The following is a 12218-nucleotide window of genomic DNA, read 5'->3' as shown; positions in this document are numbered from 1 at the left end:
CCCCATTGACAGGCCGGACGCCCGCGCCGCCTCCTCGCCCAGGGTCAGCATCCGCAGGCCTGGCGACGCACCTCGCGCCAGCAGGCCGGCGATCAGCACGGCGTGCGCCACCCAGGCGACATCAATCCAGCTACGGTTCTCGACCGAGCCCATCAGCCAGTTCATCACCTCCGCCGAAGCGATCGGCGACGGCGACAGGTTGAAGATCAAGGCGGTCAACGCGCCCGCGAAACTGGACAGAGCCACGCCGAACAGGATCAGCGCCTCGGGCGTCCGCACCCGTGCGGCCAGGGCGATCAACAGCCCGCCGCCGACCGTCGCGCCGAACAGAGCCGAAACTTCCACCGCGCCGGGGATCGCCGCTAGACCCAGCACGATGGCCGTCGCGGCGGCCAGGGCCGCAGTCGCGGACACGCCCAGCACGCCCGGTTCGGCCAGCGGGTTGCGCAACAGCCCCTGCATCACCGCCCCCGCCAGCCCCAGAGCTGCGCCGACGAACAGGGCGCAGACCGCTCGGGGGGCGCGCACGAGCCAGAGCACCTCGCCAGGTCCGGAGCCCGGAGCGCCCAAGGCCATCATATAATCGGCGGTGTTGAAACGGGTCTCGCCCAGCGTCACCGCCAGTGCGATCGCCAACGCGATCGCCGTCGCCAGGCCGATATTCAGCGTCGAAGTCTTGCTCATGACGCCTGCTCGGCCAACTGCGCGGCGGCGTCAGCTGCGAACCAGGCCGGGCACGTCAGCGTCGCACCAGGCAGTTCAGCCGCCGTCCGCCCTCGCATGGCGCGCTGCATCACCGGATGCCGCCCCGCTCCGCGCCAATCCGAACGCGCCAGGTCGAAGAAGCCCTTCACGTACAGGGCGGGCGGCGTCAGAAGCACCCTTTCCAGACCCAGAGGTTGATAGCCCGGCCGTTCAACTGCATTGCGAAACCCAGCCGCGCGCAGGACAGCGTCCATCAAGGAGCCCGGCCCGGAAGTGAAGCCGCTGGCCGTGACATAGACGGCCTTGCGCCCTCGGCCTGCGCTTTCGGCCTTGGCCAACTGCGCCCCCATGCGCTGCACCAAAGCCTTGCCTCGCTCAGGGCGGCCGAGAGCCTGAGCTACGGCATGAATGTTGGCGCGAACCCCATCCATGTCCGTGGCGTCGGATATCGTAACCGTGCGGACGCCATCGCGCTCCAAAGCGGCCAGAAGGCGGGCGTCGCCGCCCCAGTAGCGCACCGCCACATCGGGTCGAAAGCCGACAGCGGCCTCGAACGTCGGCCGCACTCGCCGATGGCCCTGGACGTCAGCGCGCAGCCAGGAATCGGGATCATCCGCTCTCGGAGACAGACCCAGCTCAGCGTCAGGGGCAAGGGCGAGGACAAACTGATCGGCGCACTGATCCAGCGCCATGACCCGCAAGGGCTCGGCCGCCGCGACGCTGCTCCAACACGCCATCACCGAAACGACGGCCGCGATCGCGACCTTCACGAGGCGGTCAATCCCGCGAACAAGGCGTCCATCTGGGTGCGGACCAAGGTCTCACGATCCGCCCAATCGAAATAAGGCTTGGTCGTCATGATCGAGACCAGCCCATGGGCGCTGGCCCAGATGACTTGCGCCAGCGTGCGCGGATCGCCTCGCAGCGCGCCCTGATCGACAGCCTCCTCGACCACGCTGACAAAGGCGCGGAACAGGTCGGCCCCGCTCTGTTGCGCCACGGTCTCGGCGCCGTGGCGCGTATGGACCTGCGGAGTCAGATAAGCCAAGCGATAGGCGTTGGGATTGGCGAATCCGAACGCCATATAGTTCTCGACGATCCGCCGCAGCCGCGCCAAGGGAGGCGCATCCTCCGCCAAAGTCCGTCGGTGTTGCTCGGCCAGGGTGTCGAAGGCGTTGCGACAGATCTCGTTGAGGATCTCGCCCTTGTCCGCGAAGTGCATATAGAGGGCGGTCGACGACAGGCCCACCTCATCCGCGATCTTGCGAATGGTGGCGCCTTCATAGCCGCGCTCGACGAAGATACCTTCCGCCGCCGCCAGGATTTCTGCACGGCGCTCGTGCCCTTCACCCTTGGGTTTTCGTGTCGAACGCGACGATGCGGCAGATGCGAGCGACACTCGAATGCTCCCCAAGCTGAACTCCCGTGTGTGGCCAGTGATAACCGCAAAAGTCGGCTCCGGCCAAATATATTGCTTTACAGAAATGTCAGTATAACGTCGGTCTCTGGGCAGGAGGGCGACGATGCGAAGGGGAACGACCGCCCAGGCGGACGACGATGCTCTGAAGTCTGCGCGGACCACGCTGACAACCCGTCAGACGCTGGGTCTCACCCTCATTCTCACCGGCGTTTTGGGCGCCACGGCCATGGCCCCGCTGTCGGGGTCGGTCGTACTTCTGAGCTTGCAGATCGGCTTCATGAGCTTGGCCGCATGGAGGGTGTTCCTGCTCTGGAACAGCCGTGTCCAGCCCTTGTCTGACACGCCGCAAATTTGCGCGGACCCGTCATGTTCATGGCCTCGCTACACCGTTGTGGCGGCCTTGTATCAGGAGACGGCCGTCCTGCCGCAACTGATCGAGCGGCTGACCGACATCGACTATCCGAGCGATCGTCTCGAAGGCTTTCTCGCGCTTGAGACGGATGACGTCGCGACGATCAAGGCTGCATTGGACCTGCCCAGACCTGACTGGCTTCAGGTGTTGATCGTACCGCCCGGCGCGCCCAAGACCAAGCCCCGCGCCCTGAACTACGCTCTGGCGCGCTGTAGCGGCGACCTGGTCACCATCTATGATGCAGAAGACGATCCCGACCCGCTGCAACTGCGCGAGGCCGCGACGCGCTTCATCCATGAAGGCGACAGCCTGGCCTGCCTTCAGGCGCCGTTACGCATCCGCTGCAGGAACAAGGCCAGCGCCAGCCCCTTTCTCGACCGACAGTTCGCGGCCGAATACGCCGCCCTGTTTGAGGTCACCCTACCGGCCATGAGTCGTCTGGCCCTGCCCTTTCCTCTCGGCGGAACCAGCAACCACTTCCGCGTGCCCGTCTTGCGGGCGCTGGGAGGCTGGGACGCCTGGAACGTCACCGAGGACGCCGATCTGGGCTTTCGCATCTGGCGCGCCGGCTATCGGCTCGGCGTCATCCAGAAGCCGACCTACGAACCGCCGCCCGGCCCCTTGCCGCTGTGGCTGCCCCAACGCACACGCTGGCTGAAGGGGTATCTGCAAACCCTGGCGGTCCATACGCGTTACAGTGAGGGGATGGGCTGGCGAGGTTGGACGGCGCTGGCCGCCACCGTCGGCGCCGGAGTGGCGTCAGCCGCTATTCACGCCGTCTGCGCCGCCTGGATGTTCAGTCTGGCCCTAACCTCTATCGTCGCCGGGCGCCTTCCTCACTTTTCGCCGCTGGGCAGCATCGTTCTGGTCTCCGGCGTCATCGCCGCCTGGCTGCTGAAGCACCGGGGCGTCCGACAGGCAGGCGGTTCCTATGGCCTGGGCGACATGCTGGCGTCCCTCGCCTACTGGTGCCTGCTCAGCCTGGCGTTCGCCCATGCCGTGATCCGACTGATCTTTGAACCGCATCACTGGGACAAGACCCCGCATCAGGCTGAACCCGAACCTGATATCGCCATGATCGACGGTGCTGACGCTGGACGAGCGGCCGCCTGAGCGCCTATCAGCGCGCATGGCTCCGGTTCTCTCATCCTCGCCCGAAACCCTCGTCACGCGTGGGTGGTCGGACTACGCCCTTCTGGACAGCGGCGACGGCCGCAAGCTCGAGCGCTACGGTCGCTACACCGTCGTACGGCCCGAGCCGCAGTGCTTCTGGAAGGCGCATGACGAGAACGCCTTCGAGCGTGCCAACGCCATGTTCGACCCGCAACAGGAGGAAGAGGATTCCGGCCGCTGGCGCTTCGACGCCCACGGCCCGATCGACGCCTTCCCTCTGCAATGGCGCGACGTGCGTTTCATGGGACGGTTCACCCCGTTCCGCCATCTGGCCTTCTTCCCCGAGCAGGCGGCCAACTGGGAATGGCTGGACGCCCGCGTCCGCACCCTGCAGCAACCCAAGATCCTGAACCTGTTCGGCTACACCGGCGTGGCCAGCCTGGCCTGTTCGGCGGCGGGCGCCCACGTCACCCACGTCGACGCCTCCAAGAAGTCGGTCGCCTACGCCCGGGAGAACGCCGAACTGTCAGGCCTGGCCGACCGCCCGATCCGCTGGATCGTCGAGGACGCCCGCAAATTCGTGGCGCGTGAAGTCCGTCGCGGCAGCAAGTATGACGGCATCATCCTGGACCCGCCGAAATACGGCCGCGGCGCCAACGGCGAGGTCTGGCGCCTGTTCGAGGACATGCCGGGGCTGCTGAAAGACTGCGCCGCCCTGCTGTCAGACGACGCCTCCTTCCTGTTGCTGAACGCCTATGCCGCGCGGATTTCCGGCCTGTCGCTGGCGCACATGATGGCCGAGGCGACCCATGATCGCGGCGGCCGTATCGGCTGGGGCGAGTTGGCCCTGTCCGAAGACGGCAAGAACGCCCGCGCCATCGGCCTCAGCTTCTTCGCCCGATGGAGCAACGACGGGGGTCGCGCCTGATGACCGAACGCCTCATCACCTCTCTGACCAATGACACGATCAAGGCCGTACGCGCCCTGCACATGCGCAAGGAGCGCGAGGCGACCAGCCGCTTCCTGGCCGAAGGGCTGAAGTTCATCGGTGAAGCGCTGGATCAGGGCCGCGCGCCGGTCATGCTGCTGGTCGGCCAGGACGCCCGCCCGCATCCGTTGCTGGACCGCGCCAAGGCCGAAACGCTGAAGGCCGGCGGCCAGATCATCGTCGTCACCCACGCCATCCTCGAAAAGATCAGCCGTCGCGACAATCCGCAGACGGTGCTGGGCGTGTTCGAACAGGTCTATACCCCGCTGGACGCCATCCAGCCTGACGCCAAGCCCTGCTGGGTGGCGCTGGAGCAGGTGCGCGATCCGGGCAATCTGGGCACCATCATCCGCACCGCGGACTCGGCCGGGTGCGGCGGGGTCATCCTGATCGGCGACTGCGTCGATCCCTTCTCGGTCGAGGCGGTGCGCGCGACCATGGGCTCGGTCTTCGCCGTGACCATCAGCAAGGCCTCGCGCGAAGAGTTCCTGGCCTGGCGCGCCCAATGGCCGGGCAGCGTGATCGGCACCCGCCTGGACGCGACGCACGGCTATCGCGACAGCCCTGTGCGCCATCCCGCCATCATCATGATGGGCAATGAACAGGCGGGTCTGACTGATGAACTGGCCGCCGCCTGCGACTTGAACGTCAAGATTCCCATGCGCGGCCGCGCCGACAGCCTGAACCTGGCCGTCGCGACGGGTGTCATGGTCTATGCCGTGACGGACGCGGCCTACGGCTCCAGCCTCTAGGCCTCGCCTTCGGTCTTGATGCGACCCATGCCGATCAGGGCCAGAACCGTCAGCACGGCCGCCACCGTCAGATAGGCGCCGACGGCGTGAAGGCCGTAGTGACCCGCCAACCAGGTCGCGGCAAAGGGCGCCAGCGAGGCGCCGAGGATGCCCGCCAGATTGAAGGTCATGGACGCGCCCGTATAGCGCAGGCTCGTCGGGAACGGCCGCGCCAGAGCCGCGCCCAACGGGCCGTAGGTGCAGCCCATCAGGCTGAAGCCGATGATGAAGAAGGCGACAACGCCTACCATGCCCCCGCCGCCGAACAAGGGCGCCAGGATCAGACCGAACAGGGAGATGGCGACGGTGGTCACGAGCAGGGTCCGCCCCTGCCCCCATTTGTCCGCCGCCAAGGCCGCCAACGGAATGAACAGGCCGAAGAAGCAGACGCCCAGCAACTGGATCGGCAGGAACTGCTCGCGCGTGTAGCCCATGCTGGTCGTGCCCCAGCCCAGGGCGAAGACCGTCATCAGATAGAACAGGACGAAGGTCGCCAGCCCCGCCAGGGTTCCGGTCAGCAGGGCGAACTTGTGGTGCGTCACAAGCGTCAGTGCGGGCGCCTGGACCCGTTCGGCGCGGTCGATGGCGCGTTTGAACTCGGGCGTTTCGGTGATCTTCAGCCGCATCCACAGCCCGACGACGACCAGCAGGGCGCTGGCGATGAAGGGAACGCGCCACCCCCAGGCCATAAACTGGCTCTCGCTCATCACCTGGCTGAGGATGATGAAGGACAAGGTCGACAGGATGAAGCCGATCGGCGCGCCCAGCTGCGGGAACATGCCGAACCAGGCCTTCTTGCCCGGCGGGGCGTTCTCGGTCGCCAACAGCACCGCCCCGCCCCACTCGCCGCCCAGCCCCAGTCCCTGGCCGAACCGGCAAAGGGCCAGCAACAGGGGCGCGATCACCCCGACCGAATGCCAGGTCGGCAACAAGCCGATGGCGATGGTCGACAGGCCCATGGTCATCAGCGCCGCCACCAGGGTCGCCTTACGACCCACTCGGTCGCCGAAGTGGCCGAAGACGACCGCTCCGATCGGCCGCGCGAAAAAGGCGATTGAGAAGGTCGCGAACGAGGCCAGCATGGCCGTCATCCGGTCCCCGCCGGGGAAGAACAGGTCTGGAAAAACCAGCACCGCCGCCGTGGCGTAGATGTAGAAGTCGTAGAACTCGATCGTCGTGCCGATCAGGCTGGCGAACAGAACGCGCCGCTTGGAGGCGGAAGGCGGTGAAACGGCGGCGTCGGTCACGCGAAATCCTTACGGTTGACGCACGATCTTTGCGGCGCGCCGCTGTCAGGCGTCAAGCGGACAGGATCAGGTTCCGCGCGGCTTGGCCCGATTGGTCGGCGCCGCATTGGCCGGGTCTTCCGGCCAGGGGTGGCGCGGATAGCGGCCCCGCATCTCGCTGCGGACCGCAGCCCATGAACCAGACCAGAATCCCGGCAAGTCCTTCGTCACCTGCACCGGCCTTCGTGCGGGCGACAGCAGGCTAAGCGTCAGAGGGATGCGGCCGCCGCCCACCGTCGGATGGGTCTTCACCCCGAACAGTTCCTGCACGCGGATTTCGACGCGCGGCCCGCCCTCGGCGGCATAGTCGACGCCCGCGCTGCCGAGCGGCGTGGTCAGGCGCGTCGGCGCCAGCTCGTCCAACCTGCGCTGCAAGTCCCAAGGGATCAGGCCGCGCAAAGCCTCGGCCAGCCTGCCGTCGCCGATGTCGGCCAGCGACCGCGCCCCATCCAGCAACGGCCACAGCCAGTCCTCTCGCGCCGCCAGCAAGCCTTCATCCGACACGTCGGGCCAAGCCTCGTCCAGCCCACGCAGGAAGGCCAGGCGCGCCCGAAGCGCCCCTGCCTGCTCGCCCCATTTCAGCGCGCCCAGGCCCCCGGCCTCGATCTCCGATTTCAGCGCCGCCGTCATGGCCGCTCGGTCCGGCGCGCCGACGACCTTTTCATCCAACACAAGGGCGCCGATGCGACGGATACGGCGGATCACCGGCTTGCCCGAAGGCTCGCGCGCCAGCCTGTCCTCGACCTCGATCAGATGCGCCAGATCGCTTTCGAGCGTCGAGGCGTCCAGCCCCGCCGCCAGACGGATGCGGTCGCGGGCGTCGCCGCCTCCCAGCTCAGCCACGGCCAGCCAAGGTTCGCGGGCCAGATGGTCCGTCGGCTCGATGAAGGCGCCGCGCCCCGAGGCCAGCAGCACCTCGCCCGGCTTGCCCTTGGCGCGCGCGATGCGTTCAGGGAAGGCTTCGGCCAGCAGCAGACCTGCATCCGCCTCTCCGTCTCGACCGCCGCCTGCCGCCCGCGCCCAGCGTTCGGCCAGCTTCATCGCATCGCGGCCGCGCGGCGAGCGATCTCGCTCAAACCCCTTCAGGCGATCGTGCAGATCGACGCCGTTCCCGCCCAGCCCCGGTTCGCTGAGCACGGCTGCGATCTTCCCCCCGCCTAGAGCGTCGCCCTGATCCGAGGCGACCGCGACCATATGCGCCAGCCGCGGCGCCAGCGGAATGCGGGTCAACCGCCGTCCGTGCGGCGTCAGATCGCCCTTGCCGTCCAACGCGCCCAGCCGGGCCAGCACCTTGCGCGCCTCGGCCATGGCCCCGGCAGGCGGCGGGTCCAGCAGGGCCAGCCCTTCGACCGACTTCGCACCCCACCGCGCCAGATCGAGGGCGAAGGCGGTGAGGTCCGCCTCTTGGATCTCGGGCCGCTGGTGGGCGACCAGGCCGCGCGTCTGCTCCTGGTCCCACAGGCGATAGCAAACGCCGGGTTCGACCCGGCCCGCGCGGCCCCGGCGCTGCTCAGCCGAGGACTTGCTGACCTTGACCGTAGCCAGCCGCGTCAGGCCGCTGGACGGATCGAATCGCGGCACGCGCGACAGACCCCCGTCGATGACCACGCGCACGCCCTCAATGGTCAAACTCGTCTCGGCCACCGAGGTCGCCAGCACCACCTTGCGGCGGCCGGGCGCCGCAGGCTCGATGGCGCGGTCCTGCTCACCCTTGTCCAGTGCGCCATATAGGGCGACGACATCGACGGTCGGATCGCGCAGACGATCGTTCAGCCGTTGAACGACCCGGTGGATTTCGCCCTGCCCCGGCAGGAACGCCAGGATGGAGCCGGTCTCATCGTGCAAGGCCTGGACTACGGCCTTGGCCATGGCGTCCTCGAGCCGCTCGACCGGGTTTCGGCCCAGGTAGCGGGTCTCGACCGGGAACATCCGCCCTTCGGCCTCGATGACGGGCGCGTCGTCCAGCAGGCGCGACACGCCCACGATGTCCAGGGTGGCCGACATGACCAGCAGGCGCAGGTCGTCGCGCAACACCGACTGGCTCTCGCGCGCCAAGGCTAGGCCCAGGTCGGCATCCAGGCTGCGTTCGTGGAATTCGTCGAACAGAACGGCGCCCACGCCTTCCAGCGCAGGGTCGTCGAGAATCATCCGCGTGAAGACGCCCTCGGTGACCACCTCGATTCGGGTTTCCGAGCCGATCCGACTCTGCAGGCGGGTACGATATCCGACGGTTTCGCCGGCCTTCTGACCCAGAGAGGCGGCCATGCGGTCGGCTGCGGCGCGCGCGGCCAGTCGTCGCGGCTCCAGCACCAAGACCTTGCCTTCGCCTAGCCACGGCTGATCCAGCAAGGCCAAGGGCACGACCGTGGTCTTGCCCGCGCCCGGCGGGGCGGCCAGGACGACGGCGTGGGTCTGGGCCAGGGCCGCCTTCAGCGGCTCAAGAACGGCGTGAATCGGCAACATCACCGGCCTGTAGCGCCTTCGACGGGGTTCACGAAAGCGTCGTCGACGCGTCATCCTTCGTAAACCGCGTTGCGCCTGAGCGTTCAGATGGCTAGCGTCCCCGCCCAAGAAGGCGACCCGGGAGGGGTCGTCGCATAAGTTGGGGGCGCACCTGCATGTCTGCAGACGGCGTAAAGCCTGCCGGAAACCGGCTATTTCTTAAAAAATCCATCGCCCAGATTCAGAAGGAAGCCGCCAAGAGCGAGCTGAAGCGGACTCTCGGCCCGCTGAATCTGATGAGCCTGGGCATCGGCGCCATCATCGGCGCCGGCATCTTCGTTCTGACGGGTCAGGTGGCCTCGGCGCACGCCGGTCCGGCCATCATGTTCTCCTTCGTCATCGCCGGCATCGCCTGCGCCTTGGCGGGCCTGTGCTACGCCGAACTGGCGTCGACCATGCCGGTGTCGGGTTCGGCCTACACCTACGCCTACGGCACCCTGGGCGAGGTTTTCGCCTGGGTCATGGGTTGGCTTCTGGTCCTGGAATACGGCGTCGCGGCCTCGACCGTGGCGGTCGGCTGGTCCGGCTACGTCGTGTCGATCCTGAATGACTTCGGCCTAAGCGCTAGTCTGTTCCCGACAATAACCTATCCCGGCGGCGAAGGGCCTCAGTGGGCCACCCCTCTGATCCAGTACGTCGCCTCGGGCGACAATGCAGGCTTCCCGCTGACGGGCACCTTCAATCTGGTCGCGGCCGTCGGCATCGCCGCCGTGTGCGGCCTGCTGGTGCTGGGCGTGTCGGAATCGGCGAACATCAACAACGCCATCGTCGTCATCAAGATCATCGTCCTGCTGACCTTCATCGCCGTGGGTCTGCAGTACATCAACCCGGCCAACTGGGATCCCTTCATCCCGCCGCAGGGCGAGAGCTGGGACCAGTTCGGCGTCGGCGGCATCTTCCGCGGCGCCTCGATCATCTTCTTCGCCTACGTCGGCTTTGAAGCGGTTTCGACCGCCGCCGCCGAAGCCAAGAACCCGTCGAAGGACGTGCCGATCGGCATCCTGGGCGCCCTGTTCGTCTGCACCCTGATCTACATGGTCGTGGCCGCCGTCATGACTGGCGTCGTCCCCTACCTGGAGCTGGCCTCGCCGGCGCCGATCGCCGTCGCCATCGACCGCATGGGCCTGGAATGGGCCAATGTGCCGCTGGCCGGCGCGCCGAGCGGGCAACTGAACCTGATCGCCTTCCTGATCAAGATCGGCGCCATCACCGGCCTATCCTCGGTCATGCTGGTGCTGTGCTATGGCCAGACGCGCATCTTCTACACCATGGCGCGCGACGGCTTGCTGCCCAAGGCGTTCGCCCTGGTGCACCCGAAGTTCCGCACCCCGTGGATCGGGACCATCCTGCTGGGCATCGTCATCGCCATTGCGGCGTCCTTCCTGCCCATCTCGATCCTGGGCGACCTGGTGTCGCTGGGCACGGCGACGGCCTTCGCCATCGTCTGCCTGTCGGTCATCGTCCTGCGTATCAAGCACCCGGAGATGGAGCGTCCGTTCAAGGTGCCGGGCGGCATGGTCACGGCCGTTCTGGGCATCCTGGCCTGTCTGACCCTGGCGTCGTTCAACTTCATCCCGATGGTGACGCACGCTCTGAACGACAATCCGCTGCCGCTGACCATCCTGGGCGTCTACGCCCTGGTCGGCGCCCTGATCTACGGCCTGTACGGCTTCGCCCATTCGAAGCTGGCCAAGGGCATCGACATCACCGAGGACACGACCCTGGAATCGGCGGTCGAGGCTCTCGGCCACGGCGTCGACAACAAGAAGGACTGATCACGGTCAGTCCTTCGGCCTAAAGCAGCGCGAAGCGCGGCAGACCCGATAATGAGAAGGCTCCGGAGCGATCCGGAGCCTTTTTCATATCCAGACGGGATTGCCCAAATCACCGCCCTCGCCTACAGCCTCAAGCGAACCTATGCGGATGTGGCGGAACTGGTAGACGCACCAGATTTAGGTTCTGGCGCCGCGAGGCGTGGAGGTTCGAGTCCTCTCATCCGCACCAAGGTCTTTCTGAAAACGACGCCTCACTCAACCGGCTGAGGCAGAAGAAGACGCAGCGCCGCCTGGACGCGCGGCAGGCGCATCAGAAATCCTGTCGTCAGCCCCGCGACGGCGAAGGCGCCGCCGAAAACGCCCGCATGCCAATTCGAAAACGCAAAGGCCGCAATAGCCGCAGCTAGCGGCGACGCGATGACCAGGGCGATCAGCCCTAGCGCCTTGAGCTTTGAAGACCGCCATTTTCGCATACCAATGTCATGCAGGCGGTGCTGGCTATTGTCCAGCTAGAACGCGCGCTCCGGCCCTGTCGCTCAGGTTTCAGTCAATCCGCGCAAGACGACCGGGATCAAGTCCGGCAAGTCCTCGGAGATCAACCCAGGCCCGAAACGCCGCGCCGCATCGCCATGCATCCACGCCGCCGCGCAGGCGGCGTCGAAGCTGTCCATATGCTGGGCGACAAGGGCGCCGATCAGGCCTGCCAAAACATCGCCGCTGCCTGCCGTCGCCAACCAGGGAGAGCCATGCGTGCTGACCGTGCAGCGCCCGTCGTGGGCCGCAATGACGGTTGCGGCCCCTTTCAGCACCACGACGGCCCCTGCGCGACGCGCGGCCTCCATCGCCGCCGCCTCACGTCCCGCCGCGGCCAAAAGCCCCGGGAACAGGCGTTCAAACTCTCCCTCATGCGGGGTCAGAACGTCGTCGCGATCCAACAGGGCGAACAGCTCCTGAGGTCGGCCCTGAAACAGGGTCAGGGCGTCCGCATCCACGATCAGGGCCGCCCCCGTCCGCGCCAGAGCCATCAGGTTGTGCGCCGTGGCGTCGGTCAATCCCGCCGCAGGCCCCATGACGACGGCGTCCATCGGCTCCGCCAGGGCCTGAAGCTGCTCCGCCCCGGTGAAGGCGGCCAGCATCACAGCCTCCAGGCTGGGCGCCAGAACCACGGCGGCGTCCGGCGGGCAGAAGACCTTCACCAGCCCAGCGCCGCCTCGCAGCCCGGCCCG

10 protein-coding genes and 1 tRNA gene are annotated in these 12218 nt (G+C 67.1%); 5 read left to right on the top strand and 6 right to left on the bottom strand.

The features are described from left to right. The 3 genes from BDIM_RS06800 to BDIM_RS06790 all read right to left on the bottom strand — a co-directional run. Positions 1–684, bottom strand: a 684-nt coding sequence (locus BDIM_RS06800; protein ID WP_040346649.1) for a FecCD family ABC transporter permease, incomplete at its 3' end; no start/stop codon positions are given. Beyond that, positions 681–1475 carry an ABC transporter substrate-binding protein gene (locus BDIM_RS06795; protein WP_003164827.1) on the bottom strand — a complete coding sequence of 265 codons (795 nt, stop codon included), beginning with the start codon at positions 1473–1475 and terminating at the stop codon, positions 681–683. The genes BDIM_RS06800 and BDIM_RS06795, both read right to left, overlap by 4 nt. Beyond that, positions 1472–2104 carry a TetR/AcrR family transcriptional regulator gene (locus tag BDIM_RS06790; protein ID WP_003164826.1) on the bottom strand — a complete coding sequence of 211 codons (633 nt, stop codon included), beginning with the start codon at positions 2102–2104 and terminating at the stop codon, positions 1472–1474. The genes BDIM_RS06795 and BDIM_RS06790 overlap by 4 nt, the downstream gene beginning before the upstream one ends. 124 nt (positions 2105–2228) lie before the next feature. On the opposite strand from BDIM_RS06790, the gene BDIM_RS06785 reads away from it, so the two are divergent. Genes BDIM_RS06785 through BDIM_RS06775 form a run of 3 tightly spaced genes read left to right on the top strand, consistent with a single transcriptional unit; the run spans position 2229 to position 5390 of the window. Next, complete coding sequence (locus BDIM_RS06785; RefSeq protein ID WP_050796643.1) at positions 2229–3650, top strand: glycosyltransferase family 2 protein; 1422 nt, start codon at positions 2229–2231, stop codon at positions 3648–3650. A 16-nt stretch (positions 3651–3666) separates the two neighbouring features. Beyond that, entirely contained in the window at positions 3667–4578 is a 912-nt protein-coding gene (locus tag BDIM_RS06780) for an RsmD family RNA methyltransferase (RefSeq protein ID WP_003164824.1), read from the top strand. Next, entirely contained in the window at positions 4578–5390 is an 813-nt protein-coding gene (locus tag BDIM_RS06775; protein ID WP_040346648.1) for a TrmH family RNA methyltransferase, read from the top strand. The genes BDIM_RS06780 and BDIM_RS06775 overlap by 1 nt, the downstream gene beginning before the upstream one ends. Here the strand turns inward: BDIM_RS06775 and BDIM_RS06770 are convergent. Both BDIM_RS06770 and hrpB read right to left on the bottom strand, forming a co-directional pair. Then, positions 5387–6676 carry an MFS transporter gene (locus tag BDIM_RS06770; protein WP_003164822.1) on the bottom strand — a complete coding sequence of 430 codons (1290 nt, stop codon included), beginning with the start codon at positions 6674–6676 and terminating at the stop codon, positions 5387–5389. The genes BDIM_RS06775 and BDIM_RS06770 overlap by 4 nt on opposite strands. Before the next feature lie 66 nt (positions 6677–6742). Next, a complete protein-coding gene (gene hrpB, locus BDIM_RS06765) occupies positions 6743–9178 on the bottom strand; it encodes an ATP-dependent helicase HrpB (RefSeq protein ID WP_003164821.1) in 2436 nt (811 codons plus the stop codon). A 155-nt stretch (positions 9179–9333) separates the two neighbouring features. Here hrpB and BDIM_RS06760 point away from each other — a divergent pair, with 155 nt between their 5' ends. Together BDIM_RS06760 and BDIM_RS06755 are read left to right on the top strand one after the other, a co-directional pair. Continuing rightward, the gene (locus tag BDIM_RS06760; RefSeq protein ID WP_003164820.1) at positions 9334–10992 is read left to right on the top strand and encodes an amino acid permease; all 1659 of its coding nucleotides are present in this window, start codon (positions 9334–9336) and stop codon (positions 10990–10992) included. Between the two features lie 144 nt (positions 10993–11136). Next, positions 11137–11221, top strand: a tRNA-Leu gene (locus tag BDIM_RS06755). 307 nt (positions 11222–11528) lie between these two features. On the opposite strand, the gene BDIM_RS06745 is transcribed toward BDIM_RS06755, so the two are convergent. Next, on the bottom strand, positions 11529–12218 hold a 690-nt coding region (locus tag BDIM_RS06745; protein ID WP_040345318.1), incomplete at its 5' end, for an NAD(P)H-hydrate dehydratase.

The sequence above is a fragment of the Brevundimonas diminuta ATCC 11568 genome, from assembly GCF_000204035.1.
Taxonomy (GTDB): Bacteria; Pseudomonadota; Alphaproteobacteria; order Caulobacterales; family Caulobacteraceae; genus Brevundimonas; species Brevundimonas diminuta.
This window is presented reverse-complemented; position numbering and strand designations above follow the sequence as displayed.